The organism is Streptococcus dysgalactiae subsp. dysgalactiae, assembly GCF_900459225.1.
In the GTDB taxonomy this organism is placed as follows: Bacteria; Bacillota; Bacilli; order Lactobacillales; family Streptococcaceae; genus Streptococcus; species Streptococcus dysgalactiae.
In genome coordinates this window covers 1,925,032-1,950,615 of the sequence record NZ_UHFH01000003.1, presented here as the reverse complement: position 1 = coordinate 1,950,615, position 25,584 = coordinate 1,925,032, and the positions used below count along the sequence as shown (strand labels likewise).

Below are 25,584 nucleotides of genomic sequence, written 5' to 3'. Positions count from 1 at the left end.
CTATGATGAATATTTTTATTCTTGAAGATGATTTTATTCAACAGACACGTATTGAATCTGTAGTGGCAGACATTTTGGAAGAGGCTAAATTACCTTGTAATCAGCTAGAAGTGTTTGCCAATCCTCATAAATTATTTGAAAGCATTCAAGAAAGAGGCGACCATCAGTTATATTTTTTAGATATTGAGATTGGTGATGAGGCTCGTCGAGGACTTGAATTGGCAGCAGATATTCGACAAAAAGACCCCAATGCAGTCATTGTGTTTGTTACCACACATTCTGAATTTGCTCCTATTTCTTTTAAATACAAAGTGTCTGCCTTAGATTTTATTGACAAAGCAGTTGATAAAGAACAATTTAGGGATCAGATTGAAGAATGTATCCGCTATACCTATGAGATGATGTCTAGCCGTGAATCAGAAGATATGTTTTTATTTGAGACCCCTCAGACAAGATTGAAATTACCTTACAAAGATATCCTTTATTTTGCCACTGCTACGACACCCCATAAGGTGTGTTTGTGGACTCAGACGGAGAGATTGGAGTTTTATGGCAATTTATCTGAGATACAAGCCGTGGCTCCAAAACTTTTCTTATGTCATAGATCTTACTTGGTTAATCTAGATAAGGTTGTGCGTATTGATAAATCCAAACAGCTCCTCTATTTTGATAATGGAGATTCCTGCATGGTCTCACGCTTAAAAATGAAATGCCTTTTTGAAAAATGGGAGGCCTTACATTAAAAATAATCCTAATAACTGACATTTTAGGATAAAAAACCAACATTTCAGGAAATGGTTACCTTATCAGGCTATTTTTCGCTATAATAGCTAATGTAAATAAAGATCTACGAAATCATCGGTCTATTAGGCGATCAATCCCCAATTCAATCAAAATATTGTTTTCTCTCTCTCTCCATAAACAAATAGTATTTTTGATATGACAGCCTAATAGATGATATGATTATTTCAGTTGTCTTTGTTTGGATATCACATTAACTGATTGTAAAATCAGTGTCAAAGCCCGGCTTGCCGGGTTTTTTGATAGCTAAATACAGAGACAAGTAGCTGACGTCTTGTGGACTCTGACTTTTTATAGTGGTTTTCTGAAGTTTATTCCTTTGTCAGAAGGAGAACTAGGCTAAAGATAGAGTGACAAGAGGCAGTTGAAGCACAAAAACTAGAAATAGTACAGAAAGAGGCTTAATCTGAAAGGGTTAGGGCTTTTTAATTTTTTAGGGGATGTGGTATAATGGTAGTAATTTAGATTATGGAGTTAAGTTTTGAAGAAGACCTATCGTGTCAAGCGTGAGAAAGATTTCCAAGCCATTTTTAAGGTTGGCAAAAGCACGGCAAATCGAAAATTTGTCATTTATCATTTAGCAAAAGATCAAAAACACTTCCGAGTAGGGATTTCAGCTGGTAAAAAATTAGGAAATGCCGTCACACGAAATGCTGTGAAACGGAAGATTCGTCATGTTCTTATGGCCCTAGGAAATCAGCTCAAATCAGAAGATTTTGTGGTAATTGCCCGCAAGGGAGTAGAAACTTTGGATTACCACGAGCTTCAACAAAATTTACATCATGTTTTAAAGTTAGCGCAATTGCTTGAGGAAGGTTTTGAGAGTGAAGAAAAATATTAAAATTGCAGGTTTAGCACCTTTAGTTCTATTATTAGCGGCTTGTGGCCGTGGCGAAGTAACCGCCCAGTCGACCAGTGGCTGGGACCAGTTGGTCTATCTTTTTGCCAGAGCGATTCAATGGCTCTCCTTTGATGGGTCTATTGGGGTTGGGATTATTCTTTTTACCCTCATCATTCGTCTCTTGCTCATGCCTTTGTTCAACATGCAAATTAGATCAAGTCAGAAGATGCAAGACATCCAGCCTGAACTTAGAGAATTGCAAAAGAAGTACGCTGGGAAAGATACAGAAACGCGGATGAAGTTAGCTGAAGAAAGTCAAGCTCTTTACAAAAAATATGGGGTCAACCCTTATGCTAGCCTCATGCCGCTCTTGATTCAAATGCCAGTCATGATAGCCCTATTCCAAGCATTGACACGGGTACCTTTCTTGAAAACAGGTACCTTCTTGTGGGTGGAATTGGCACAGCATGACCATTTGTATATCTTGCCAGTTTTAGCGGCTCTCTTTACGTTCTTATCAACGTGGTTAACCAACCTCGCGGCTAGAGAAAAAAACATCATGATGACTATTATGATTTATGTGATGCCGCTAATGATCTTTTTCATGGGTTTCACCTTGGCCAGTGGGGTCGTGCTCTACTGGACGGTATCCAATGCCTTCCAAGTGGTACAACTACTGTTATTAAACAATCCTTTTAAGATTATTGCGGAAAGACAACGTCTTGCCAATGAAGAAAAAGAACGCCGTCTTCGTGAACGTCGTGCTCGTAAAAAAGCAATGAAGAGAAAATAGGAGTTTAGGTTATGGTATTATTTACAGGAAAAACAGTCGAAGAGGCTATCGAAACAGGACTTCAAGAGTTAGGGTTATCACGTCTTAAAGCGCATATCAAAGTTATTTCAAAAGAGAAAAAAGGTTTCCTCGGGTTCGGTAAAAAGCCAGCCCAAGTTGATATTGAAGGTATTAGCGACAAGACGGTTTATAAGGCTGATAAAAAAGCCACTCGAGGTGTTCCAGAGGATATTAATCGTCAAAATGCTCCCGTAGTTAATCCTGTTGGTGTAGAACTTGAAGAAATGAAAGCCACTCAAGAGTTAGAAGCAGAAGATACTAAAGTGGTTCCTCTCATGCCTGAAGAAAGTCCAGCGCAACCCCCTGCAAATCTTGCTGATACAGTCACTGAAACGGAAGTAGAACAACCCTCAAGCTCAGTCGAAGAATCAGCAGTGATCCAAGATGCTGGTGACAATGGTTTAAGTAAAGATATTGAAAAAGCTGCTCAGGAAGTGTCCGATTATGTGACTAAAATCATCTATGAAATGGATATCGAAGCCACTGTTGAAACAAGTAACAACCGTCGCCAAATCAATTTGCAAATCGAAACACCAGAGGCGGGGCGTGTGATTGGTTACCATGGTAAGGTCTTGAAATCCTTGCAGTTGTTAGCTCAAAATTTCTTGCACGACCGCTATTCAAAAAATTTCTCAGTGACTTTGAATGTCCATGATTATGTGGAACATCGAACAGAAACCCTGATTGACTTTACACAAAAGATTGCGAAGCGTGTTTTGGAGTCTGGTCAGGACTACACCATGGATCCTATGAGTAACAGTGAACGTAAAATCGTTCATAAAACCGTTTCAACCATTAAAGGGGTTGAAAGTTATTCTGAAGGCAATGATCCTAACCGTTATGTGGTAGTCAGTCTTCAACGTTAGATCCTAAAAAGAATCTTCGGTAGTTAGTTCAACTATCGAAGATTTTTGTATGACCAGCTTAAGTGTTTGTTTTACTGATCTCGTTGATTATGGTTGCCATTGATAAGGTTTCCACGGTAAGGCAAAGGAACAGTGTCAAAGAAGACACACTTTATGAAATGAGCGGCCTCTTAAATGAGAGAGAAACTGTTGAAAAACGAAAATAAATCTTGACAGTAGACCCTCTTTAAGATAGAATATTATAGTATGTTTAGTAACTGATATCACAAATAGCCGGCTAAACGAATACAAAATCTATGAGGAGGTATTCACTGTGAAACGTACTTATCAACCAAGTAAAATCCGTCGTCAACGTAAACACGGATTCCGTCACCGTATGTCAACTAAAAACGGACGTCGCGTGCTTGCTGCACGACGTCGTAAAGGACGTAAAGTATTATCAGCTTAATTGCAAAAAATACAACTAAAGTAAACCAAGAGTGCTCGAGGCTCTTGGTTTTTTTGTGGTTTGTCAAAGTGCCTTTGAAAACAATCGCTATAAAACGGTCTTCTGGCAACCATTCATTAGAAAAGAAAGTAGTGGATGGTCTCTAATCACTAGCAGCCTTACCAACGGTTTCTCCTTATCTGAAAGCAAATTCAAAAAAAGAGAAATTTAGGTTAAAAATGAAAGTAGTTTCTAAACGTCTAACAAGTATTGAAAACGTTTTATTTCTTGTTATAATAAATTTGTGAACGTTCTCTTTATTAAAACTAAGAAACACAAGGAGTAGACATTATGCCTGATAAACCAACCAAAGAAAAGCTCATGGAGCAGTTAAAGGGTGGGATTATTGTTTCTTGTCAGGCTTTGCCAGGTGAGCCTCTTTATTCAGAGACTGGAGGCATTATGCCGCTGATGGCAAAAGCTGCTCAAGAAGCTGGTGCTGTCGGCATCAGAGCCAATTCCATTAGGGATATTAAAGAAATTCAAGCCATAACAGACCTACCAATTATCGGTATCATCAAAAAAGATTACCCGCCGCAAGAGCCTTTTATTACGGCAACTATGGCTGAAGTGGACCAATTAGCAGCCTTAAATATTGCAGTGATTGCTATGGATTGTACCAAACGTGACCGTCATGATGGCTTAGATATTGCCAGTTTTATTCGAAAAGTTAAGGAAAAATACCCCAATCAACTCTTGATGGCAGATATTAGTACCCTTGATGAAGGCATAACAGCCTATGAGGCTGGCGTTGATTTTGTTGGAACCACTCTATCAGGCTACACCCCGTATAGCCGTCAGGAAGCAGGTCCTGATATAGCATTGATAGAGGCTCTTTGTAAAGAAGGTGTTGCTGTCATTGCCGAAGGGAAGATTCATTCCCCAGAAGAAGCCAAAAAAATTAATGACTTAGGGGCGGCAGGTATTGTTGTTGGAGGGGCCATTACAAGGCCTAAGGAAATTGCAGAGCGTTTTATTAAAGCGCTTAAATGCTAGTAATGATTGTCAAAAATAGAAAACACATCAAAAAGGAGATTTTACGATGAATATGAAGAAGTTAGCTTCATTAGCGATGCTTGGCGCATCTGTTTTAGGATTAGCAGCTTGTGGCGGAAGTGGCCAGAAAGAGGCAAATACAAGCAAATCTGATAGTACTAAGACTGAAATCACATGGTGGGCTTTCCCGGTTTTTACACAAGAAAAATCAGAAGATGGTGTGGGAACCTATGAAAAGAAATTAATTGCTGCCTTTGAAAAAGCTAATCCAGAGATCAAAGTAAAACTGGAAACGATTGACTTCACGTCTGGTCCTGAGAAAATCACAACAGCTATTGAAGCTGGCACAGCTCCTGATGTTCTCTTTGATGCTCCAGGCCGTATCATTCAATATGGTAAAAATGGGAAATTGGCTGACTTGAATGACTTGTTTACCGAAGAATTTACCAAAGATGTTAACAATGACAAATTGATTCAAGCCTCAAAAGCAGGAGATACAGCTTACATGTATCCTATCAGCTCTGCTCCATTCTACATGGCGTTGAATAAAAAAATGCTCAAAGATGCTGGTGTCCTTGACCTTGTGAAAGAAGGTTGGACAACTGACGATTTTGAAAAAGTCTTGAAAGCATTGAAGGACAAAGGATATAATCCAGGTTCTTTCTTTGCTAATGGTCAAGGTGGTGACCAAGGACCGCGCGCCTTCTTTGCTAACCTTTATAGCAGTCATATTACCGATGATAAAGTAACCAAATACACCACAGATGATGCAAACTCTATTAAAGCCATGACCAAGATTTCCAATTGGATTAAAGATGGTTTAATGATGAATGGCTCTCAATACGACGGTTCAGCTGATATTCAAAACTTTGCGAATGGCCAAACTTCCTTTACCATTCTTTGGGCGCCTGCACAGCCAGGCATCCAAGCTAAATTATTGGAAGCTAGTAAAGTTGATTACCTTGAAATCCCATTCCCATCAGAAGATGGCAAGCCTGAGTTAGAATATTTGGTAAATGGTTTTGCGGTCTTTAATAACAAGGATGATCAAAAAGTCGCTGCCTCTAAGAAATTTATCCAATTTATCGCTGATGATAAAGAATGGGGACCTAAAAATGTTGTCCGTACAGGTGCCTTTCCTGTGAGAACTTCTTACGGGGATCTTTACAAAGACAAACGAATGGAAAAAATTGCTGAATGGACAAGCTTCTACTCACCATACTACAACACGATTGATGGGTTTGCGGAAATGAGAACCCTTTGGTTCCCAATGGTTCAAGCCGTATCTAATGGCGATGAAAAACCAGAAGATGCCTTGAAAGCCTTCACTGAAAAAGCAAACAAGACAATCAAAAAAACACAATAAGTGTTCCTAACAAGTGGCTTCTTTTCAATGCACATGTCAAATGGTCACTGGAAAGAAGCTTTTCTTTTTAGAAAAGTTGAACAGAAAAAAGAGGTATTTCAAGTGAACGTCAATAAATTAAAAATGCGAGAGACGCTCATCTCATACGCTTTCTTAGCTCCGGTCTTGGTTTTCTTTGTAATTTTTGTCTTGATACCGATGATTATGGGCTTTGTGACGAGCTTTTTCAATTATTCCATGACAGAGTTTACCTTTGTTGGTTTTGCCAATTATGCTAGGATGTTTCAAGATCCTATCTTTATGAAATCTCTTATCAATACGTTGATTATCGTAATTGGTTCAGTACCAGTTGTGGTTTTCTTTTCTCTCTTTGTGGCTGCTAAGACTTATGACAAAAATGTGGTGGCACGTTCGTTTTATCGGGCAGTTTTCTTTCTACCTGTTGTTACCGGAAGTGTTGCCGTAACGGTGGTTTGGAAATGGATTTATGATCCGATGTCAGGGATTTTGAATTATGTTTTAAAATATGCTCATGTGATCGAACAAAATATTAGTTGGCTAGGAGATAAGCATTGGGCTTTGTTAGCTATTATTGTTATTTTGTTAACCACATCTGTTGGGCAGCCTATTATTCTATATATTGCAGCTATGGGAAATATTGATAACTCTTTGGTAGAAGCTGCACGTGTAGACGGCGCCACAGAATTTCAGGTGTTTTGGAATATCAAGTGGCCAAGTCTCCTGCCAACAACCTTATATATTGCTGTCATAACAACAATTAATTCCTTCCAATGTTTTGCTTTGATTCAACTCCTGACGTCTGGAGGGCCAAATTATTCAACCAGTACCCTCATGTACTATTTGTATGAAAAAGCCTTTGAGCTCTCTGAATACGGCTATGCCAATACAATGGGTGTATTCTTGGCAGTCATGATTGCAATTATCAGCTTTGCTCAATTTAAAATTTTAGGCAATGATGTGGAATATTAGGAGGATACTAAGATGAAGAAAAAGAAACTAACCGCATCGGATATTCTGACTACTGTTATTCTATGCATCTTGACCATTTTGTTTATTTTCCCATTTTATTGGATTATGACAGGAGCATTTAAGGCTCAAGCCGATACCATTATGATTCCACCGCAATGGTGGCCAAAGGCACCTACTATTGAAAATTTTAAGGCCTTGGTCATTCAAAATCCGGCCTTAAAATGGTTATGGAATAGTGTCTTTATTTCAGTGATGACCATGTTTTTGGTTTGCGGAACCTCCTCATTGGCAGGTTATGCTTTGGCCAAAAAGCGGTTTTATGGACAGCAGATTTTGTTTTCGATTTTTATTGCTGCCATGGCCTTGCCAAAACAGGTTGTTCTTGTCCCTCTTGTGCGGATTGTTAATTTTATGGGAATCCATGACACTTTGGCGGCTGTTATTTTGCCTCTTGTCGGCTGGCCATTTGGCGTTTTCCTCATGAAACAGTTCTCAGAAAATATTCCAACTGAGTTATTGGAATCCGCCAAGATTGATGGTTGTGGCGAGATTCGTACCTTTTTTAATGTGGCTTTCCCTATTGTCAAACCAGGCTTTGCAGCGCTAGCGATTTTTACCTTTATCAATACTTGGAATGATTATTTTATGCAGTTGGTGATGTTAACCTCTCGGGAAAATTTAACGATTTCACTTGGTGTTGCCACTATGCAAGCTGAAATGGCTACTAATTATGGCTTGATTATGGCAGGGGCTGCCATGGCTGCAGTGCCTATTGTAACGGTCTTTCTTGTCTTCCAAAAATCATTTACCCAAGGCATTACTATGGGTGCTGTGAAAGGTTAAATCAAGAAAGGTTTCTAACATGCTTTATGATCGTTTAAAAAATATTAGCCGTTACCGAGGGATTCATCCTCATTTGGATGCGGCGATTACCTTTTTACAAACCACAGATTTACAAACCACAGATCTGAGGCAACTAGCTGAAGGGAAATATCCTATTTTAGGGGAGAAAGTATTTGCGGTTATTCAAAGAAATCAATTGAGTAAGGCGGATAATCCATTATTGGAATACCACAAACGGTATGCAGATTGCCACCTTTTGCTAGTTGGGAATGAGTGCATTCGTTATGGTATAGGTAATCAAGCTGAAGCAGTGCCTTTTGAACAAGAAGCTGATATTGGCTTTGTAACCTGTGATCGAACCTATGACCTAGATTTGGTTGATGATAGCTTTGCTTACTTTTTCCCTAATGAGCCTCATCAACCCAATAATTTTAACCAAGCAGGGGAAGCAGTTACGAAATGCTTAATCAAAGTGTTAATGGCAGATTAGGTTGATTTGGCAGTGAACCAATTGATGGAAAGGAAGTGATGGGGTGACGTCGAAAAAACAGGGACTTTTACATTCTCTTTTTAATCTTGATAGTAAATGGATGAGGAGTAGCGCGGCACTATTTGATTTGCTCGTGTTTAATCTCTTATTTGTCTTGTCCTGCCTTCCCCTTCTGACAATTGGGGTTGCTAAAATGGCTTTGTATGCGAGTTTGTTGGATTGGCGAGAAGGTCAAGTTAGTCAACTTTTTACTACTTATAGTTCTCATTTTAAATATTATTTTAAAAGTGGGCTGCGCCTTGGTCTTATTGAGCTTGGGATAATGAGCATTTGTCTCTTAGATCTTTTCTTAATTCAAAACCAATTAGGCCTAGTTTTTCAAGGGTTTAAAGTACTTTGCATTGCTGTTTTATTTCTGGTGGTTATACTTTTTTTGTACGCTTATCCTCAGGCCGTTAAAAGAGACCTTTCCCTATCTACGCTGTTTAAGCGAAGCTTTTTACTAGCAGGACTCTTTTTTCCATGGAGTTTTGCTTTCTTGACTTTTATTTGTCTCATGATATTTAGCCTACAATTGTCTCTGTTAACGTTATTTGGAGGCGTGTCTTTGCTAGCTATCATCGGCATCAGTTGCCTAACTTACCTCTACTTGATTATCATGGAATCTCTTCTTAGGCGATTCCCACTTAATAATGACATTGAATAAAGGACATTACTATGACAGATCTTACGAAATACCAAGGCATTATTCCTGCCTTTTATGCTTGTTATGATGACCAGGGTAACATCAGCCCTGAACGTGTGCGTGCCTTGACCCAGTACTATATTGACAAAGGGGTTCAGGGGCTTTACATTAATGGTTCTTCTGGAGAGTGTATTTACCAGAGCGTTGCTGACCGTCAATTGGTGTTAGAAAATGTCATGGCAGTCGCTAAGGGCAAGCTAACGATTATTAATCATGTTGCCTGCAACAACACTAAAGATAGTATTGAATTGGCAGCTCATTCAGAACGTTTGGGCGTGGATGCTATTGCAGCTATTCCGCCTATTTATTTCCGGTTGCCAGAATATTCAGTTGCTGATTATTGGAATACTATTTCGGCGGCAGCTCCTCACACAGATTTTATCATCTATAATATTCCTCAACTGGCAGGGGTTGCCTTGACTCCAAGCCTTTATAAGACTATGTTGGCTAATAGGCGCGTGATTGGGGTTAAAAATTCATCCATGCCAGTGCAGGATATTCAAACCTTCTGTGCGATTGGTGGGGACAATCATATTGTTTTTAATGGTCCAGATGAACAATTTCTAGGAGGGCGCTTGATGGGGGCTGCTGCAGGCATTGGTGGCACCTACGGGGCTATGCCAGAATTATTTTTAAGGCTGAACCAACTTATTGCTGACAAGGATTTAGAAAAGGCCAAGGCCCTCCAATATACTATTAATGAGATTATAGGTGTCCTTGTTTCTGCTCATGGCAATATGTATGGTGTAATTAAGGAAGTTCTTCGCATTAATGAAGGTCTTGATATTGGATCTGTTCGTTCCCCATTATCTGAGTTAGTTGAGGAAGACATGGTCATTTGCCAACGGGCCGCTGCCCTTATTAGTCAAGCTAAGGAAACCTTTTGTTAAAACGCGAGGGGGTAAAGGAGATGAAATACTATTTAGCAATTGATATTGGTGGTACTGCTATCAAGTATGGCTTGATTTCCGAAACAGGAGACCTGATGGAAAAAGAGGAAATGGCTACTGAGGCTTATAAAGGAGGTCCCTCTATTTTGGAAAAGGTCAAGGGCTTGGTAAAGACTTATCAAGACCAAGTGGCTTTGGCTGGAGTGGCTATTTCTTCTGCAGGAATGGTTAATCCTGATAAGGGAGAAATCTTTTATGCCGGTCCCCAGATTCCTAATTATGCTGGAACTCAGTTTAAAAAGGAAATTGAAGAAACCTTTGGACTGCCCTGTGAAGTGGAAAACGATGTTAACTGTGCTGGTCTAGCCGAAGCTATTTCCGGTAATGCCAAGGATTATCCTGTGGCTCTTTGCTTGACCATCGGAACAGGGATTGGCGGTTGTTTATTGCTTAATTCCCAAGTTTTTCATGGTAGCAGTTATGCAGCTTGTGAGGTTGGTTACCTTCATTTATCAGATGGGGAATTTCAGGATTTAGCGTCTACGACAGCCCTTGTTCAAGAAGTAGCCGAAGCTTATGGTGATGACGTCAGCCAATGGGATGGCCGTCGTATTTTTGACCAAGCTAAGGCAGGGGATGAGGTTTGCATCACTGCCATTGATAGACAGGTGGATTATTTAGGGCAGGGCATTGCCAATATTTGCTATGTGGTTAATCCAAATGTGGTGGTGCTTGGTGGAGGTATCATGGCACAACAAGACTATTTAGCTGATAAATTAAAGAGAGCCCTTGACAGCTACTTGGTTCCTAGCCTTGCGGAGAATACCCAACTGCAATTTGCTAGTCATGGAAATAATGCTGGCATTTTTGGGGCTTACTATCATTTTACGCAGAAACAAGAAAGGTAAAGATTGGAAGGTTAACGCTTTCTCTATTCTCTTAACTGTTTGGTGACCAAAGACAAGTGTCACCGTTTATTTCAGTCTCTGTTCTATAAAAAACACCTTTAGGTTTAGTCTTTGCCTAAAGGTGTTTGTTGTCTTCGGTAATAATAGTATCTTTGAAAATTTTATCCTTATGAGGTTTGTCAATGGCTGAGACGTAAGCGTAGATGACATCCATCATTATAAGGAGAGGAAATTGTGGAGACACGCGATTTCCATAATTCAATTGATGGGTTGATGAGACATGAATTACATCAAAGATGTCACCGAAGTCCATATCAGTAGCTGTGGTTAATAAAATAGTCTTCGCACCACGTTGGCTGGCTTGGTGCAAGGCCTTAATAACCGAACGTGTTTTACCAGATAATGAAAAACCAAAAACAAGGCAGTTATCATTGACCAAGCTATTAGCCCAAGTAAAGCCATCGGTATCGGAATAAGCATCACAGATAAAACCAAGTCGCATAAAGCGTAGTTTCATTTCCTGCGCAACAAGGCCAGAGAACCCTTTTCCAAAAAAATAAACGCGTTCAGACCGATCTATCAAGCTAGCTAGACGTAATAACTTGTCTTCATCAACCAAATCATAAGTCTTGTTAATCAAAGCATCATAGTCCATCAAGACCCTCTTGGTTAATTCCAGACTTATCGACTGAAAGGTATCTTGAGCTTCTTGTAAGCCATGAATATAGTCAAAAGCAAAAGCACGGTAACCAGTGAAACCACATTTCTTAGCAAAACGAGTAAGGGCAGCTTGAGAAACGTGTAACCGTTTCGTCATTTGGGAGGCCGTTAATTCCTCTGGAGTTAAATCAGTGGTGATGAAAAATTGTGCGATGCTCTTCTCCAAACTGGTCATATGATCCAAGGCGGCTTCGATTTTGGTAATAAGTCGGTGGTTTTTAGACATGATACAGGCACGCTCCTTAAAGGACTAATTACCTACTAGTATAACATAGATTAGAAAAGGATGATGAACAATTCTTTTCAATCGAGTAGTGTTTGATTCGTCTTTTACTGACTCCAAAAATTCTTGAGTAGTTATTGTTTGTCCCATCAGAGGGAAGAGATTCTTAATAGGAAATTCATGTAGGTCAGCTCTGGCAGCTCTCATCATGTCAGTTAGGAAGTATTGGTCATAGCCGTATTGATAGGCGTCACAAGCTGTTGTATCCCCACCTGCATGGGTAGAAATTCCCCCTAAAACGATGATGTTAATGCCACGACAAATCTAAGTCAGTACCAAAGAAAGCACTGAAATTGCGTTTGTTTACCACATAATCTGTGTCAGTCACTCCAAGTTCATCAGCAAAGTCAGAGAAGGCAGCTTCAGGTCTTTTTCCAAGAAGTTGAACCATGGCGTTAGGATTGAGTTTATCTTTCCCATCGTGAAATTTAACGCGGACAAAGTTAATAAATGCTCCCTCTTGACGGAAAAGATCAATCATGGCTTTAGCATTTGACATAATCGTGTCTTGAGATGAGGTGCTGTAGGCATCTCTAAAATGCCTTTTTGCAGGTCGATGAGGACGAGGACTGTTTTTAAAAATCAATCATAAGCTGATCTCCATTTCTATTTTTCGTGGTATCTTTTTATAGTGAAAAGAGTACTGATTGCCCACAATCAGTTATCGAGGCAAAAGAATTAAAATAACACTATATAGTTATATATAACGAGAGTGTTGTAAATGAAACTTGTTTTCTGTTCAAGTAAAATGTTTCGGAGGGGCTCGTTATGGAATGAAGTAAAGCACAGCGTTATGCGACAGTGATGGTGATGATGTTAGGAGCATTCATTGCCTTGTTAAATCAAACGTTACTAATAACGGCACTTCCTGGCATCATGACGTCTTTCAATCTTTCTCTTGATAGCGCACAATGGCTTACCACGATTTTTATGTTGGTTAACGGCATCATGATTCCCATATCAGCCTATTACACAACCTATTTTGCCAGTAAGAGTCTTTATTTGACAGCCATAGGTCTTTTCATTTTGGGAACCTTATTATGTCTTGTGGCACCTTACTTCTGGCTGCTTTTGCTGAGTAGAGCCGTACAAGCTATTGGAGCAGGGATTTTGATTCGATTGATACAAGTAGTGCTATTGGTAGCTTTTCCGTTTGAAGAAAGAGGGGCAGCTATGGGGATTTTTGGCTTGGTAACTGGCTTTTCACCAGCTATAGCAGGATGGATTTTGAGTTATTACTCATGGCAGGATATCTTTGTGATTGTTTTGGTAGCTATGCTGATTAATATCGTTATTAGCATCGCAGTAGTGAAAATGTAACAACTGCTGGACCAGCAGATTTAGACCTCCTTTCAATGATGTTATCAACCTTTGCCTTCGAGTACTTTTGTATGGCTTTAGCAAAGCAAGTCGAATGGGATTTACTAGCCCAACGATTGTTCTTCTTTTAATAGCTTCATTTGTTGCTCTCACTGCTTATTTTAAAAGGTAAAAACAGTTACCAACTCCAAAGTTAAATACCAGCGTGCTACGGGTGAAAGCTTTTGTTTATGCTTGTTTAATTATTATGGTTATGTTTATGATTTTCAACGCCTCAATGACCTTGATGCCCATTTACATTCAAAATATTAGAGGGTTGACTGCCTTGCAAAGCGGCTGATTGCTCCTGCCTGGAGTACTTTTAATGGGAATATTAGCTCCTATTACAGGCCGTCTCTTTGATAAAATAGGTGGTAAGCCTTTTGCGGTCCTGGGAATGCTCCTGATTGTGGTTAGCAGTTTGTTTTTATCATGTCTAGATACCCAATCTATTTCCTTGACCATTAGCTTCTTGTTTTCGATGCTTATGACAGGAAATGCTTTGATTTTAACCCCGTTAACGACTAGTGCCATGAATGCTTTACCTCTCTCTTTAATCCCTCATGGTAGTGCTATGAACAGTGCTACACGACAACTCTTTGCAGCCATTGGGACAGCGATTTTTGTCAGTCTTATGGGGGCAAAAGCAAGTTTAGAACAGGGTTTTCAATTTACCTATCAAGCTATTGCAGGACTTGCATCCCTTGGGTTTTTCTTAGCTTTGAGTCTCCCTCGAAAACACTAATGGTTTCAAAAAGCCTCTTTGGAGGCTTTTTTGCTTATTAAAAGCTGGCAAGTTTTATTATAGGAGTCATATCTTTATGTTATAATAAAGTCATGACAAATAACATCGAACATCTAGCTATTTTTGATACCCATACCCATTTGAATGTAGCAGAATTTCAAGGACATGAAGCTGAAGAATTGGCTTTGGCTCAAGAAAAGGGCGTAGCCTATCACAATGTGGTTGGCTTTGATCAGGCTACTATTGAGGGAGCACTTGCTCTCGCAGACCAGTATCCTAATGTGTATGCTACTATTGGATGGCACCCGACAGAAGCGGGCTCTTATTCTGAAGCAGTTGAGGAGTTTATCGTCTCCCAGTTAGCACACCCTAAAGTCATTGCCTTAGGTGAAATTGGTTTAGACTATTATTGGATGGAGGACCCAAAAGAGGTTCAAGTTGAGGTTTTTAACCGCCAAATCCAGTTAGCGAAAGAGCACGATTTGCCTTTTGTAGTACACACCCGCGATGCTTTGGAAGATACCTATGAGGTCATCAAAGCAGCTGGTGTTGGCCCTCGAGGAGGCATCATGCATTCTTACTCAGGCTCGCTTGAGATGGCTGAACGTTTCATTGAACTTGGCATGATGATTTCCTTTTCAGGGGTAGTGACTTTCAAAAAGGCTCTTGATATTCAAGAGGCAGCGCAGCACTTGCCTTTGGATAAGATTTTGGTGGAAACAGATGCCCCTTATCTTGCTCCTGTGCCAAAACGCGGCAAGCAAAACCGTACAGCTTATACCCGTTATGTGGTTGATAAAATCGCAGAGCTACGTGGAATGACTGTGGAAGAAGTTGCCGCAGCAACGACTGCTAATGCAAAGAGGGTATTCAAGCTTGACTGAAAAAATTAATATTCAAGAGGTTCTTGTTGTAGAAGGCAAGGACGACACGGCTAACCTACGTCGTTTTTACAATGTGGACACCTACGAGACCAGAGGCTCTGCTATCACCGAGGAAGATTTAGAACGAATCAATCGCCTAAACGATTTGCGTGGTGTCATCGTTTTGACAGACCCAGATTATAATGGTGAGCGCATTCGTAAGCTCATTATGGCAGCTGTGCCAACAGCTCGTCACGCCTTTTTAAACCGAAACGAGACGGTTCCAAGTTCTAAGAGTAAGGGCCGTTCTTTAGGTGTTGAACATGCCAGCTTTGAGGCTCTTCAAAAGGCACTTGCGAAAGTCACTCAGCAATATGATGATGAGTCTTATTTTGACATTCGTCAAACAGACCTGATTCGTCTAGGTCTTTTAATGACGGCAGATAGCCGCAAACGCAGGGAATACTTGGGTGAAAAGCTCCGCATCGGTTATGCCAACGGCAAACAATTGATCAAACGCCTCGAATTATTTGGCATTACCCTAGTAGAAGTGGAAGAAGTGATGGAGACGTATGAGGGATAAAGAGTACTACGGAATATAATAGCTCCATTAACTGAATGGCGTGTCTTGGCAATAAAGTCTAGGCTAGTGGTTCGAATGTCAAAAAGAAAGTGATCATAAAAAGAAGAGAATATATGAGAATTGCAGATTATAGCGTGACCAAGGCTGTCCTTGACCGTCACGGATTTACCTTTAAGAAATCTTTCGGTCAGAACTTTTTGACCGATACCAATATTTTACAGAAAATCGTTGATACGGCTGAGATTGATCAGAATGTCAACGTTATCGAAATTGGTCCTGGAATTGGGGCTTTGACGGAATTTTTGGCAGAAAATGCTGCCGAAGTGATGGCTTTTGAAATTGATGACCGTTTGGTGCCTATTTTGGCAGATACCTTGCGCGATTTTGATAATGTGCAGGTGGTCAATCAAGATATTTTGAAAGCTGATTTGCAGACCCAAATCAAGCAGTTTAAAAATCCTGATTTGCCCATCAAGGTGGTGGCTAACCTGCCTTACTACATCACAACGCCTATTCTCATGCACTTGATTGAGAGCAAAATTCCATTCCAAGAGTTTGTAGTCATGATGCAGCGTGAAGTGGCAGATCGTATTTCCGCGGAGCCAAACACTAAAGCTTACGGGTCCTTGTCCATTGCGGTGCAGTATTACATGGCTGCCAAGGTTGCCTTCATCGTGCCGCGAACCGTCTTTGTACCTGCGCCAAACGTCGATAGTGCTATCCTCAAAATGGTACGTCGCGACCAGCCTTTGATTGAGGTTAAGAACGAAGATTTCTTTTTCAGAGTGTCTCGTCTCAGTTTTGTCCATCGTCGCAAGACTTTGTGGAATAACTTGACTAGCCATTTTGGCAAGTCTGAAGACATCAAGGCCAAACTTGAAAAAGGTCTGGCACTAGCAAATATCAAGCCTTCTATTCGTGGTGAGGCCTTGTCGATTCAAGATTTTGGCAAATTAGCTGATGCGTTAAAAGAAGTTGGATTATAAAAACCTCTCAGTTAGTTGAAATCATAAGAAAACCCCTTGCAGTACATATCAGAGATGTACTGCAAGGGGGATTTTTATTGGCCAATGCTATTTCAAGCTTTTTCATGGCTTAAACCTGATTTGGTGAAACATTGTATTTTCAGAAAACAAAATAGTTACCTAGAGAACTATAACACAAAAGCAAAGGAAGAGCAAAATCTTTGTCTTGAAGTGATGGGCTCTGAAAAAGCTAAAACGATTGCGAGTGGAGAGAGAACATTGTAAAGTCTTTAAGACAAGCGAAACTTAGAGTCAAATGCTGATTTGGGAGCGTTTTTCTGATATAATAGAGATATTATAGTAGGGCAAAGGAGCACAGTTGCAAGGCAAAATCATTAAATCTCTGGCTGGTTTTTATTACGTGGAGTCAGAAGGACAGGTATATCAGACGCGAGCGCGTGGTAATTTTAGGAAGCGCGGTGAGACACCTTATGTTGGAGATATCGTAGATTTCTCAGCAGAGGATAACTCTGAAGGTTATATTTTAGCGATTCATCCTCGTAAAAACAGTTTGGTCCGACCACCTATTGTCAATATTGACCAAGCGGTGGTTATTATGTCTGCTAAAGAACCAGAATTTAACAGCAATCTCCTAGACCGCTTTCTCATCTTGCTTGAACACAAAGCCATTCATCCGGTGATTTATATCTCTAAGATGGACTTATTAGATAGTCCCGAGGAGATTGAAGCTATTGGTCGACAGTATCAGGCAATCGGCTACGATTTTGTGACCAGTCTTGAGGAATTGTTGTCTTTGCTAGCTGATAAAATTACCGTCTTTATGGGACAAACAGGTGTTGGAAAATCAACCCTTCTCAATCGAATCGCCCCCGAATTGGCTCTTGAAACAGGAGAAATCTCAGATAGTCTAGGGCGTGGTCGTCACACCACCCGAGCTGTTAGCTTTTACAATACCCATGGTGGAAAAATTGCGGATACGCCAGGTTTCTCATCATTAGACTATGATATTGATAATGCTGAAGATTTGAACGAATCCTTTCCAGAGCTGCGCCGGCTGAGCCATGAGTGTAAGTTTAGATCCTGTACCCATACCCACGAACCCAGGTGTGCTGTCAAGGTAGCGCTTGAAACGGGAGAGTTGTGGCCGGTTCGTTATGAGCATTACCTGCAATTTCTCAGTGAAATTGAAAACCGTCGTGAAACATATAAAAAAGTTATCAAAAGAAAGTAGGAATTTTCCATGTCAACTCTAAAAATTGCCCCATCTATTCTAGCGGCTGATTATGCTAATTTTGCTTCTGAGCTAGCTCGTATTGAAGAAACAGATGCCGAATACGTTCACATTGACATTATGGACGGTCAATTTGTTCCTAATATCAGTTTTGGTGCAGATGTTGTGGCAAGTATGAGAAAGCACAGTAAATTGGTTTTTGATTGCCATCTAATGGTGGTTGATCCTGAACGCTATGTTGAGGCTTTTGCACAAGCTGGTGCTGATATCATGACCATTCACACAGAAAGTACTCGTCATATTCATGGAGCCCTTCAAAAAATCAAAGCAGCTGGCATGAAAGCGGGGGTGGTGATTAATCCCGGAACTCCAATAACTGCCCTAGAACCTCTGCTTGACCTAGTTGATCAAGTCCTCATTATGACAGTAAACCCAGGATTTGGTGGACAGGCCTTTATCCCAGAGTGCTTGGAAAAAGTTGCTACGTTGGCTAAATGGCGTGATGAAAAAGGTTTAGCTTTTGACATTGAGGTTGATGGAGGAGTAGACAATAAGACCATTCGTGCTTGTTATGAAGCAGGAGCTAATGTTTTTGTAGCTGGGTCTTATCTTTTCAAAGCTAGTGACTTGGTGAGCCAAGTGCAGACTCTAAGGACGGCCCTACATGACTAAAGTAGCCCTCTTTTCTGGGGGAGATCTTTCTTATTTCACCCGCGAGTTTGATTATTTTGTCGGTATTGATAGTGGGAGCCTGTTTTTATTGGAAAATGGGCTTCCTTTGAATATGGCTGTTGGTGATTTTGATTCGGTTTCCCAAGAAGCATTTACGGATATAAAAGAGAAGGCAGGGCTTCTCATCACTGCTAATCCAGAAAAAAATGATACCGATACTGAATTAGCTCTTAAAGCGGTCTTTGCTCGTTTTCCTGAGGCGGAAGTGACCATTTTTGGTGCGTTTGGTGGGAGAATGGACCACCTCTTATCTAATATTTTTTTACCAAGTGACCCTGATATTGCTTCTTTTATGAGCCAAGTCACTCTGCGGGATCAGCAAAATCTTCTGACGTATCGCCCGGCAGGTCGACACCTCATTCATCAAGAGGAAGGAATGACCTATGTTGCGTTCATGGCAGAAGGGGAAGCAGATTTGACCATTACAGGTGCCAAGTTTGAGTTAACTCAGGCCAACTTTTTCAAAAAGAAAATCTATTCAAGCAATGCTTTTACCCAACGACCCATTACGGTCTACTTGCCAAGTGGCTACCTTATTATCATTCAAAGTAAAGATCGGAGTTAATATGGACCTGATAATGTTTGTTTTGGTGCTGGTTCTTGTGGGCTTAGGCATCTATTTACTGATAAAGCTAAATCGTCTTCAAGACCACCTTTCTCAAACCTTAGAGAGCAATGCGGATAATTTGTCTGACCAAATGACTTATCAGTTGGACACTGCCAATAAGCAACAGTTATTGGAAGTAACCAGTCTGATGACCAGACAGCAAACCGATCTTTATCAACAATTCACAGAGATTCGTGACGTCTTGCACCGTAGTTTGTCTGACAGTAGGGACCGGTCTGACCAACGCTTAGAAGTGATTAACCAGCAAGTTAACCAGTCGCTCAAAAATATGCAAGAATCCAACGAAAAACGTTTGGAAGAGATGCGTCAAACAGTCGAAGAAAAATTAGAAGAGACCCTAAAGAATCGTCTGCATGCCTCCTTTGATTCGGTTTCCAAGCAACTAGAAAGTGTGAATAAAGGATTAGGAGAAATGCGTACTGTGGCTCAAGATGTAGGCACCCTCAATAAAGTCTTGTCCAATACCAAAACTCGAGGAATCCTTGGTGAACTTCAACTGGGTCAAATTATTGAGGATATTATGACGTCTCACCAGTATGAAAGAGAATTTGTGACGATTAGTGGCTCTACTGAACGAGTAGAATATGCGATTAAGCTACCTGGAAATGGTCAGGGAGATTACATTTACCTCCCAATTGATTCCAAATTCCCTCTTGAAGATTATTACCGTTTAGAAGATGCTTACGAACTTGGAGACAAATTAGCTATTGAAAATAGCCGAAAAGCTTTGTTAGCAGCCATTAAGCGTTTTGCCAAAGATATTCGTAAAAAGTATCTGAATCCTCCAGAGACCACCAATTTTGGTATTATGTTTTTACCAACCGAAGGTCTGTATTCAGAAGTGGTCAGAAATGCTGCTTTCTTTGATAGCCTTCGTCGGGAAGAAAATATCGTGGTTGCAGGCCCATCAACCTTGTCTGCTCTGTTGAATTCCTTGTCTGTTGGCTTCAAAACCCTCAATATTCAAAAAAATGCTGATGATATCAGTAAAATCTTGGGAAATGTCAAATTGGAATTCGATAAATTTGGAGGTTTATTAGTTAAAGCCCAAAAACAAATGAATACCGCTAATAATACCCTGGAACAACTCATTTCAACAAGGACAAATGCTATTGTTCGTGCTCTAAATACGATTGAAACCTATCAAGACCAAGCAACAGCATCTCTCTTAAACATGCCCCTATTAGAAGAGGAAAACAATGAAAATTAACCAAATGAAAAAAGACCAGCTTTTTGAAGGTTTTTACCTCATTAAGTCGGCGGAAGTTCGTAAAACAAGAGCTGGGAAAGATTTTATTAACCTTACCTTTCAGGATGACACTGGCGAAATTTCAGGAAATCTTTGGGATGCCCAACCTTATAATGTGGAAGAATTCACTGCTGGTAAAATTGTCTTTATGAAAGGGCGCCGAGAGGTTTATAATGGTACTCCCCAAGTCAATCAAATCACATTGAGGAATGTTCGCCCAGGGGAGCCCAATAATCCAAAAGACTTCAAAGAAAAGGCACCCGTCAGTGTGACAGAAGTACGTGACTATTTGGAACAGATGCTCTTTAAAATTGAAAATGCAACGTGGCAACGAATTGTTAGAGCCCTCTACCGTAAATATGATAAAGAATTTTACACTTACCCAGCGGCTAAAACCAATCATCATGCCTTTGAATCGGGGCTTGCCTATCATACCGCGACAATGATAAGATTGGCGGATAGTATCGGTGACATTTATCCTGAATTAGATAAAAGTTTACTTTTTGCGGGTATTATGCTCCATGATCTTGCAAAAGTATTGGAATTGACAGGACCAGATAATACAGAATACACGGTTCGTGGTAACCTGATTGGCCACATTGCTTTGATTAACGAGGAAATTACTAAAGTGATTGCTGAGCTCAACATTGATGACAGCAAGGAGGAAGTGATTGTTCTTCGTCATGTTATTTTGAGTCACCACGGCCAATTAGAATACGGTAGTCCCGTTCGTCCTCGTATTATGGAAGCTGAAATTATTCACATGATTGATAACATTGATGCCAACATGATGATGATGACCACGGCACTTAACCGCGTTAGCGAGGGGGAAATGACCAATCGTATCTTTGCTATGGATAATCGTTCTTTCTATAAACCTAAATACTAATTTTAAATAAGAAGAAAAGCGGACATTTCCTTAATCGAATGTTCGTTTTTTATGAAGAATATGGTATAATATGATAAAGTACACGAAAATGGGGAAAATATGAAATTAAGACGAAGTGAACGTATGGTTGTAATTTCAAATTACTTGATTAACAACCCTTATAAATTAACCAGTTTAAACACCTTTGCTACCAAATATGAAGCAGCTAAATCTTCTATTTCAGAAGACATTGCTATCATAAAAAAAGCCTTTGAAGAGGCCAATATTGGAGAGATTGATACGCTAACAGGTGCTAGTGGTGGTGTGATTTTTACGCCAAGTATTTCAGAGGTGGAAGCTCGCACAATTGTTGAAAATTTGTGCCAACGGTTATCAGAAAGCGACCGTATTTTACCAGGTGGTTATATCTACCTATCAGATCTTTTGAGCACCCCTAAGATTTTACAGAACATAGGCCGTATTATTGCCAATGCCTTTAAAGGGCAAAAGATTGACGCTGTCATGACAGTTGCAACTAAAGGAGTGCCTCTGGCGAATGCTGTTGCTAATATTTTGAATGTTCCTTTTGTCATTGTGAGACGCGATTTGAAAATCACAGAAGGTTCTACCGTCTCTGTCAACTATGCCAGTGCTTCGAGTGACCGTATCGAAAAAATGTTTTTGTCCAAACGGAGCTTGAAACCAAATAGTCGTGTGTTGATTGTGGATGACTTTTTGAAAGGCGGCGGGACGATTACGGGGATGATTAGTTTGCTAGCAGAATTTGATAGTACCTTGGTTGGTGTAGCTGTTTTTGCAGAAAATGCCCAATCTGAGCGGGAACAAATGGCATTTAAATCATTGCTAAAGGTGTCTGAGATTGATGTCAAAAACAATAACGTAGTTGTAGAAGTTGGGAATATCTTTGATAAACGAGACAAAGGGGAAAAGGAGAGAGCATGGACCTAGAACAATCAAAGCCAAATCAAGTTAAGCAAAAAATTGCCTTAACATCGACTATCGCTTTATTAGGTGCCAGTGTCGGTGTGTCCCACCAGGTTAAGGCAGACGATTTGGCATCAGAGGGAGCTCAAGCAAGTAATACTAGTGAAGAGAGTCTTCCAAAACCAGAAACTTTTGAAGAGGCAAAGGCAACTGTTGAAGCCGTTGAAACTAATCTAAATCAACAAAAAGCAGAACTTGCGCAAGTGAATGCTAGCCTTGCTGATAAAGAAAAAGAGGTTGAACAACTACAAGCCCAAAAGACTGAACAAGAAGCGGCCATGACAACGGCACAGACAGTTTATACCGAGACCATTGCTAGCAGCGAAGAGAACCTTCTTGCCGAAGCGCAAGCGTATCAAGACCAGCTCATAGCTACTGAAGCAGAACTTGCTGAGGTACAAACAGGCCAAGAAGCTGAAGCTGCTGCTTTAGCTTCTCAAAAAGCTACTATTGCAAGTCAGAGTGAAGAGGCGAAAAACTTAACGAAACAGGTCGTTGATTCAGAGCAAGAAGTGGCAAAGCTCAATGACATGATTAGCAAACCACAAGCCATTTCTGCAGCAGCACAAGCGGCAAGTGATGGCACTCAAAAGGTTGTGGCTGAGTTGGAAAAAGCTAAAGCTGATTTAGCGAGTCAGAAAACGTTAGTGACTCAACAAATAACTGAGGATTTAGCAATCAATAAAGCAGCCTTAGCAAACAAGGAAGCGGAATTAAGTGGTCTAAAGATAACAGCGCCAACAGCGCAAAGTAGCATTGTTGGACAAAATAAGATGCAAGCGCCGCAAAGCTATCCTTTTGAAGAGATTAAAAAGTTAGCTGCGAGTGGTTACATTGGTTCTGCTAGTTACAACAGTTATTACCGTAAACATGCAGATACCATCATTGCTAAGGCAACGCCAGGAGACCGGCAAAACCAGTATGTAGACATTCCGGCTGACCGCACTCGTTTTGTTGATCCAGATAATCTCACGCTAGAAGTTCAAAATGAACTGGCCCAATTTGCAGCACACATGATTAATGGTGTGCGTCAACAACTTGGTTTAGTTCCAGTCGTTGTGACAGTCGGTTCCCAAGAATTTGCTCGTTTACTCAGTACTAGCTACAAGCAAACACACGGCAATGTTAGGCCTTGGTTCGTTTATGGGCAACCTGGCGCTGCGGGCCACTACGGTGTAGGTCCTCATGATAAAACGCTTATCGAAGCCTCTGCTGTTGCTACGGGTCTAGTGCAACGAGACGATAATATGTACGAAAACGTAGGGGCTTTTAATGATGTGCATACGGTTAATGGAATTAAACGTGGCATCTATGATAGCATTAAGTATATGCTCTTTACTGATAATCTACATGGGAATACTTATGGCCATGCGGTCAATTTCTTACGTGTGGATAAGCATCGTCCGGAAGCGCCTGTTTATCTTGGTTTTTCAACAAGTAATGTAGAATCATTAAATGAACATTTTGTCATTTTTCCAGAATCAAATATTGTAGACCACAATCGCTTCAGCAAATCTCAAATTGCAGCTTCAGGTGACACTCACGACTATTCAACTAGAGTAGCGACAGTGTCCGCTGGCATTGCAACAATTAAAGAGAAAATCGCATCATTAGAAAACCGCTTAAAGGCTGTTGATCAGGAAGCTGAAATCATTGCAGCGCAAGCAAAAATCATGCAGTTGCAAGAGCAAGTAGAACAGTCAACGAATCGCTCAGCTCTCTTGAATCACCAAATGACGCAACAATTGAGTAACAGTAAGGGTGCGTTACGAACTAAATTGTTGGCTGCAAAAACAGAATTAGAGGCGTTGCAAACAAAACTTGATCAGTCATTGGCGCAATTGGCGGCTTCGAAAGTCACTCTTCATCATATGGAGGAAGCAGCAGCAAAAGCTTCAGCAAAAGTTGCTGCTTTAATGACAAAAAAAGCCAACCTGGAAGCCTTGCGTGATTTCAAAGCAAATCCAAACCGTCTTCAATTGGCGCTGAAACAAATCGACCAAACTAAACAGGAGTTGGAAGCCACATCAGTAGCTTTGGCAAATGCTCAAGAAAATCTCTCAAGTTTACAAACACAGAAAGCTAGCTTAACAGCAGTTATTGCAACAGCAGAGCATCAATTGACTCTTCTAAGAACTTTAGTTCAGGAAAAAGAAGATCGTTGGGTAGAAGAGAGAATCACTGAATTGACAGACTCGCCAAGACTTCCTATTTTGGATGCTCGTGAATTTCTTCTTCCAGACCAAGAGGACAAAACTTCTATTGTGAAAGAAGTGGTTAAAGAAAGAAAAGAGCTACTCGATGCGTCGGCTAAAATGGCAGCTGAAAGCACAAGCCTTGTAGCGGAAGCCCTCGTGGGTCAAGTCTCTGAAATGGTTGCTACAAACGCTATTGTTTCTAAAGTAGCCTCTTCTGTTACGCAAACCTCAACCAAGAAATCATATGGTGCAGGTTCATCTACCACAAGCAATATGACTTCAGAATTTGATGAAAGTACGCAACGTGCTCTCAAAGCAGGCGTGGTGATGTTAGCAGCAGTTGGTTTAGCAGGAGTTAAACTCCGTAAGACCACTAAGTAAGAGGTTGTGTTTACCATCTAGTCAGGCTATCATTCTATTTTAATAAGAGTTGCAAAACAGCAATAAGATAAGCTAAAAAAGCAGAAAATCTATTTGACATAAAGTATCGTCTGTGTTATTATGTTAGACGGTACTTTTTACTTTTGGTCTCTCAAAAGTGTACAGAGACGTGCTGACAATTGTTGCAAAAAGTGCACCGGATATGGACTGTCACCAGGTGCCATATCAACCAAAAATAAAAAACACAGGAGAATGTAGATGCCTACAATTAACCAGTTGGTACGTAAACCACGTAAATCTAAAGTTGAAAAATCAGATTCACCAGCTTTGAACATTGGTTACAACAGTCACAAAAAAGTTCAAACTAAAATGGCTGCCCCACAAAAACGTGGAGTTGCAACTCGTGTTGGAACAATGACCCCTAAAAAACCTAACTCAGCCCTTCGTAAATTCGCTCGTGTACGTTTGAGCAACCTTATCGAAGTAACTGCCTACATCCCAGGTATCGGACACAACTTGCAAGAGCACAGCGTAGTTCTTATTCGTGGTGGACGTGTAAAAGACCTTCCAGGGGTACGTTACCATATCGTTCGTGGCGCACTTGATACAGCAGGTGTTGCTGACCGTAAGCAAGGCCGTTCTAAATACGGTGCTAAACGTCCAAAAGGATAATAGAA

General features: G+C 40.5%; 29 protein-coding genes. 26 read left to right on the top strand and 3 right to left on the bottom strand.

Features of this window, described 5'->3' with window-relative positions; genetic code table 11:
- The first annotated feature begins 2 nt into the window (after positions 1-2).
- The 13 genes from DYD17_RS09975 (at position 3) to DYD17_RS09910 (ending at position 11,076) form a co-directional block, all read left to right on the top strand.
- Positions 3-743 carry a response regulator transcription factor gene (locus DYD17_RS09975; RefSeq protein WP_115253146.1) on the top strand — a complete coding sequence of 247 codons (741 nt, stop codon included), beginning with the start codon at positions 3-5 and terminating at the stop codon, positions 741-743.
- Positions 744-1,282: 539 nt separating this feature from the next.
- Positions 1,283-1,642 (top strand): ribonuclease P protein component, encoded by a 360-nt coding sequence (gene rnpA, locus DYD17_RS09970; RefSeq protein WP_003052894.1) that lies wholly within the window; start codon positions 1,283-1,285, stop codon positions 1,640-1,642.
- Positions 1,608-2,435, top strand: coding sequence for a YidC/Oxa1 family membrane protein insertase (locus DYD17_RS09965; RefSeq protein ID WP_115253145.1), 828 nt, complete (start codon positions 1,608-1,610; stop codon positions 2,433-2,435). Before rnpA ends, DYD17_RS09965 begins: the two co-directional genes overlap by 35 nt.
- 11 nt (positions 2,436-2,446) lie before the next feature.
- Complete coding sequence (gene jag / locus DYD17_RS09960; protein ID WP_115276470.1) at positions 2,447-3,361, top strand: RNA-binding cell elongation regulator Jag/EloR; 915 nt, start codon at positions 2,447-2,449, stop codon at positions 3,359-3,361.
- A 313-nt stretch (positions 3,362-3,674) separates the two neighbouring features.
- Positions 3,675-3,809 carry a 50S ribosomal protein L34 gene (gene rpmH, locus DYD17_RS09955; RefSeq protein WP_002885866.1) on the top strand — a complete coding sequence of 45 codons (135 nt, stop codon included), beginning with the start codon at positions 3,675-3,677 and terminating at the stop codon, positions 3,807-3,809.
- Positions 3,810-4,139: 330 nt separating this feature from the next.
- Positions 4,140-4,844, top strand: coding sequence for an N-acetylmannosamine-6-phosphate 2-epimerase (locus DYD17_RS09945; RefSeq protein ID WP_003052885.1), 705 nt, complete (start codon positions 4,140-4,142; stop codon positions 4,842-4,844).
- Positions 4,845-4,890: 46 nt separating this feature from the next.
- Positions 4,891-6,210 carry an ABC transporter substrate-binding protein gene (locus DYD17_RS09940; protein WP_115253143.1) on the top strand — a complete coding sequence of 440 codons (1,320 nt, stop codon included), beginning with the start codon at positions 4,891-4,893 and terminating at the stop codon, positions 6,208-6,210.
- Positions 6,211-6,312: 102 nt separating this feature from the next.
- On the top strand, positions 6,313-7,200 hold the full coding sequence (locus DYD17_RS09935) for a carbohydrate ABC transporter permease (RefSeq protein WP_115276484.1): 888 nt from the start codon (positions 6,313-6,315) through the stop codon (positions 7,198-7,200).
- 12 nt (positions 7,201-7,212) lie between these two features.
- Positions 7,213-8,043 (top strand): carbohydrate ABC transporter permease, encoded by an 831-nt coding sequence (locus tag DYD17_RS09930; RefSeq protein WP_003052877.1) that lies wholly within the window; start codon positions 7,213-7,215, stop codon positions 8,041-8,043.
- A 19-nt stretch (positions 8,044-8,062) separates the two neighbouring features.
- Positions 8,063-8,533, top strand: a complete 471-nt coding sequence (locus DYD17_RS09925; protein WP_115253142.1) for a YhcH/YjgK/YiaL family protein — start codon at positions 8,063-8,065, stop codon at positions 8,531-8,533.
- Between the two features lie 43 nt (positions 8,534-8,576).
- Entirely contained in the window at positions 8,577-9,239 is a 663-nt protein-coding gene (locus DYD17_RS09920) for a DUF624 domain-containing protein (RefSeq protein ID WP_003052873.1), read from the top strand.
- Positions 9,240-9,250: 11 nt separating this feature from the next.
- On the top strand, positions 9,251-10,168 hold the full coding sequence (locus tag DYD17_RS09915; RefSeq protein WP_115253141.1) for a dihydrodipicolinate synthase family protein: 918 nt from the start codon (positions 9,251-9,253) through the stop codon (positions 10,166-10,168).
- 20 nt (positions 10,169-10,188) lie between these two features.
- Positions 10,189-11,076, top strand: a complete 888-nt coding sequence (locus DYD17_RS09910) for an ROK family protein (protein ID WP_115253269.1) — start codon at positions 10,189-10,191, stop codon at positions 11,074-11,076.
- Between the two features lie 115 nt (positions 11,077-11,191).
- Here DYD17_RS09910 and DYD17_RS09905 read toward each other — a convergent pair whose 3' ends face one another.
- The 3 genes from DYD17_RS09905 to DYD17_RS11285 are packed head-to-tail and all read right to left on the bottom strand — an operon-like array spanning position 11,192 to position 12,578.
- Complete coding sequence (locus DYD17_RS09905; RefSeq protein WP_115253140.1) at positions 11,192-12,022, bottom strand: MurR/RpiR family transcriptional regulator; 831 nt, start codon at positions 12,020-12,022, stop codon at positions 11,192-11,194.
- A gap of 24 nt (positions 12,023-12,046) precedes the next feature.
- Complete coding sequence (locus DYD17_RS11290; RefSeq protein WP_255312529.1) at positions 12,047-12,307, bottom strand: cysteine hydrolase family protein; 261 nt, start codon at positions 12,305-12,307, stop codon at positions 12,047-12,049.
- Between the two features lie 19 nt (positions 12,308-12,326).
- Positions 12,327-12,578: an isochorismatase family protein gene (locus DYD17_RS11285; protein ID WP_255312513.1), complete on the bottom strand. Its 252-nt coding sequence runs from the start codon at positions 12,576-12,578 to the stop codon at positions 12,327-12,329.
- Positions 12,579-12,883: 305 nt separating this feature from the next.
- On the opposite strand from DYD17_RS11285, the gene DYD17_RS11280 reads away from it, so the two are divergent.
- The 13 genes from DYD17_RS11280 to rpsL all read left to right on the top strand — a co-directional run bounded on the left by DYD17_RS11280 (position 12,884) and on the right by rpsL (position 25,579).
- On the top strand, positions 12,884-13,399 hold the full coding sequence (locus tag DYD17_RS11280) for an MFS transporter (RefSeq protein WP_226317180.1): 516 nt from the start codon (positions 12,884-12,886) through the stop codon (positions 13,397-13,399).
- 364 nt (positions 13,400-13,763) lie between these two features.
- Positions 13,764-14,183 carry an MFS transporter gene (locus tag DYD17_RS11275; protein WP_232009585.1) on the top strand — a complete coding sequence of 140 codons (420 nt, stop codon included), beginning with the start codon at positions 13,764-13,766 and terminating at the stop codon, positions 14,181-14,183.
- Positions 14,184-14,275: 92 nt separating this feature from the next.
- Positions 14,276-15,067, top strand: coding sequence for a TatD family hydrolase (locus tag DYD17_RS09890; RefSeq protein ID WP_174221700.1), 792 nt, complete (start codon positions 14,276-14,278; stop codon positions 15,065-15,067).
- Positions 15,039-15,629 (top strand): ribonuclease M5, encoded by a 591-nt coding sequence (rnmV, locus tag DYD17_RS09885; RefSeq protein ID WP_174221699.1) that lies wholly within the window; start codon positions 15,039-15,041, stop codon positions 15,627-15,629. The genes DYD17_RS09890 and rnmV overlap by 29 nt, the downstream gene beginning before the upstream one ends.
- 113 nt (positions 15,630-15,742) lie before the next feature.
- Positions 15,743-16,615: a 16S rRNA (adenine(1518)-N(6)/adenine(1519)-N(6))-dimethyltransferase RsmA gene (rsmA, locus tag DYD17_RS09880; RefSeq protein ID WP_003052861.1), complete on the top strand. Its 873-nt coding sequence runs from the start codon at positions 15,743-15,745 to the stop codon at positions 16,613-16,615.
- Between the two features lie 358 nt (positions 16,616-16,973).
- Positions 16,974-17,846, top strand: coding sequence for a ribosome small subunit-dependent GTPase A (gene rsgA, locus DYD17_RS09870; protein WP_003052857.1), 873 nt, complete (start codon positions 16,974-16,976; stop codon positions 17,844-17,846).
- A 9-nt stretch (positions 17,847-17,855) separates the two neighbouring features.
- Positions 17,856-18,518 carry a ribulose-phosphate 3-epimerase gene (gene rpe, locus DYD17_RS09865; protein ID WP_003052855.1) on the top strand — a complete coding sequence of 221 codons (663 nt, stop codon included), beginning with the start codon at positions 17,856-17,858 and terminating at the stop codon, positions 18,516-18,518.
- Positions 18,511-19,143, top strand: coding sequence for a thiamine diphosphokinase (locus DYD17_RS09860; protein ID WP_003052853.1), 633 nt, complete (start codon positions 18,511-18,513; stop codon positions 19,141-19,143). The genes rpe and DYD17_RS09860 overlap by 8 nt, the downstream gene beginning before the upstream one ends.
- 1 nt (position 19,144) lies before the next feature.
- Positions 19,145-20,416 carry a DNA recombination protein RmuC gene (gene rmuC / locus DYD17_RS09855; RefSeq protein WP_115253138.1) on the top strand — a complete coding sequence of 424 codons (1,272 nt, stop codon included), beginning with the start codon at positions 19,145-19,147 and terminating at the stop codon, positions 20,414-20,416.
- Positions 20,406-21,344, top strand: a complete 939-nt coding sequence (locus DYD17_RS09850) for a 3'-5' exoribonuclease YhaM family protein (RefSeq protein ID WP_003052851.1) — start codon at positions 20,406-20,408, stop codon at positions 21,342-21,344. The genes rmuC and DYD17_RS09850 overlap by 11 nt, the downstream gene beginning before the upstream one ends.
- A 99-nt stretch (positions 21,345-21,443) precedes the next feature.
- Complete coding sequence (gene purR / locus DYD17_RS09845) at positions 21,444-22,292, top strand: pur operon repressor (protein WP_003052849.1); 849 nt, start codon at positions 21,444-21,446, stop codon at positions 22,290-22,292.
- Complete coding sequence (locus DYD17_RS09840; protein ID WP_115253137.1) at positions 22,283-24,907, top strand: SEC10/PgrA surface exclusion domain-containing protein; 2,625 nt, start codon at positions 22,283-22,285, stop codon at positions 24,905-24,907. Before purR ends, DYD17_RS09840 begins: the two co-directional genes overlap by 10 nt.
- A 258-nt stretch (positions 24,908-25,165) precedes the next feature.
- A complete protein-coding gene (gene rpsL, locus DYD17_RS09835; protein ID WP_003052844.1) occupies positions 25,166-25,579 on the top strand; it encodes a 30S ribosomal protein S12 in 414 nt (137 codons plus the stop codon).
- Positions 25,580-25,584: the final 5 nt, after the last annotated feature.

Coding starts and splice junctions, on each gene's coding strand:
- DYD17_RS09945 (WP_003052885.1), top strand. CDS start 4,140: ATGCCTGATAAACCAACCAAAGAAAAGCTCATGGAGCAGTTAAAGGGT.
- rnmV (WP_174221699.1), top strand. CDS start 15,039: ATGCAAAGAGGGTATTCAAGCTTGACTGAAAAAATTAATATTCAAGAG.
- DYD17_RS11275 (WP_232009585.1), top strand. CDS start 13,764: ATGGGAATATTAGCTCCTATTACAGGCCGTCTCTTTGATAAAATAGGT.
- DYD17_RS09905 (WP_115253140.1), bottom strand. CDS start 12,022: ATGTCTAAAAACCACCGACTTATTACCAAAATCGAAGCCGCCTTGGAT.
- jag (WP_115276470.1), top strand. CDS start 2,447: ATGGTATTATTTACAGGAAAAACAGTCGAAGAGGCTATCGAAACAGGA.
- DYD17_RS09975 (WP_115253146.1), top strand. CDS start 3: ATGATGAATATTTTTATTCTTGAAGATGATTTTATTCAACAGACACGT.
- DYD17_RS09860 (WP_003052853.1), top strand. CDS start 18,511: ATGACTAAAGTAGCCCTCTTTTCTGGGGGAGATCTTTCTTATTTCACC.
- DYD17_RS09890 (WP_174221700.1), top strand. CDS start 14,276: ATGACAAATAACATCGAACATCTAGCTATTTTTGATACCCATACCCAT.
- DYD17_RS09850 (WP_003052851.1), top strand. CDS start 20,406: ATGAAAATTAACCAAATGAAAAAAGACCAGCTTTTTGAAGGTTTTTAC.
- DYD17_RS11285 (WP_255312513.1), bottom strand. CDS start 12,578: ATGTCAAATGCTAAAGCCATGATTGATCTTTTCCGTCAAGAGGGAGCA.
- DYD17_RS09915 (WP_115253141.1), top strand. CDS start 9,251: ATGACAGATCTTACGAAATACCAAGGCATTATTCCTGCCTTTTATGCT.
- DYD17_RS11280 (WP_226317180.1), top strand. CDS start 12,884: ATGGTGATGATGTTAGGAGCATTCATTGCCTTGTTAAATCAAACGTTA.
- DYD17_RS09940 (WP_115253143.1), top strand. CDS start 4,891: ATGAATATGAAGAAGTTAGCTTCATTAGCGATGCTTGGCGCATCTGTT.
- DYD17_RS09910 (WP_115253269.1), top strand. CDS start 10,189: ATGAAATACTATTTAGCAATTGATATTGGTGGTACTGCTATCAAGTAT.
- rpe (WP_003052855.1), top strand. CDS start 17,856: ATGTCAACTCTAAAAATTGCCCCATCTATTCTAGCGGCTGATTATGCT.
- purR (WP_003052849.1), top strand. CDS start 21,444: ATGAAATTAAGACGAAGTGAACGTATGGTTGTAATTTCAAATTACTTG.
- DYD17_RS09840 (WP_115253137.1), top strand. CDS start 22,283: ATGGACCTAGAACAATCAAAGCCAAATCAAGTTAAGCAAAAAATTGCC.
- DYD17_RS09930 (WP_003052877.1), top strand. CDS start 7,213: ATGAAGAAAAAGAAACTAACCGCATCGGATATTCTGACTACTGTTATT.
- rsmA (WP_003052861.1), top strand. CDS start 15,743: ATGAGAATTGCAGATTATAGCGTGACCAAGGCTGTCCTTGACCGTCAC.
- DYD17_RS09925 (WP_115253142.1), top strand. CDS start 8,063: ATGCTTTATGATCGTTTAAAAAATATTAGCCGTTACCGAGGGATTCAT.
- rpsL (WP_003052844.1), top strand. CDS start 25,166: ATGCCTACAATTAACCAGTTGGTACGTAAACCACGTAAATCTAAAGTT.
- rmuC (WP_115253138.1), top strand. CDS start 19,145: ATGGACCTGATAATGTTTGTTTTGGTGCTGGTTCTTGTGGGCTTAGGC.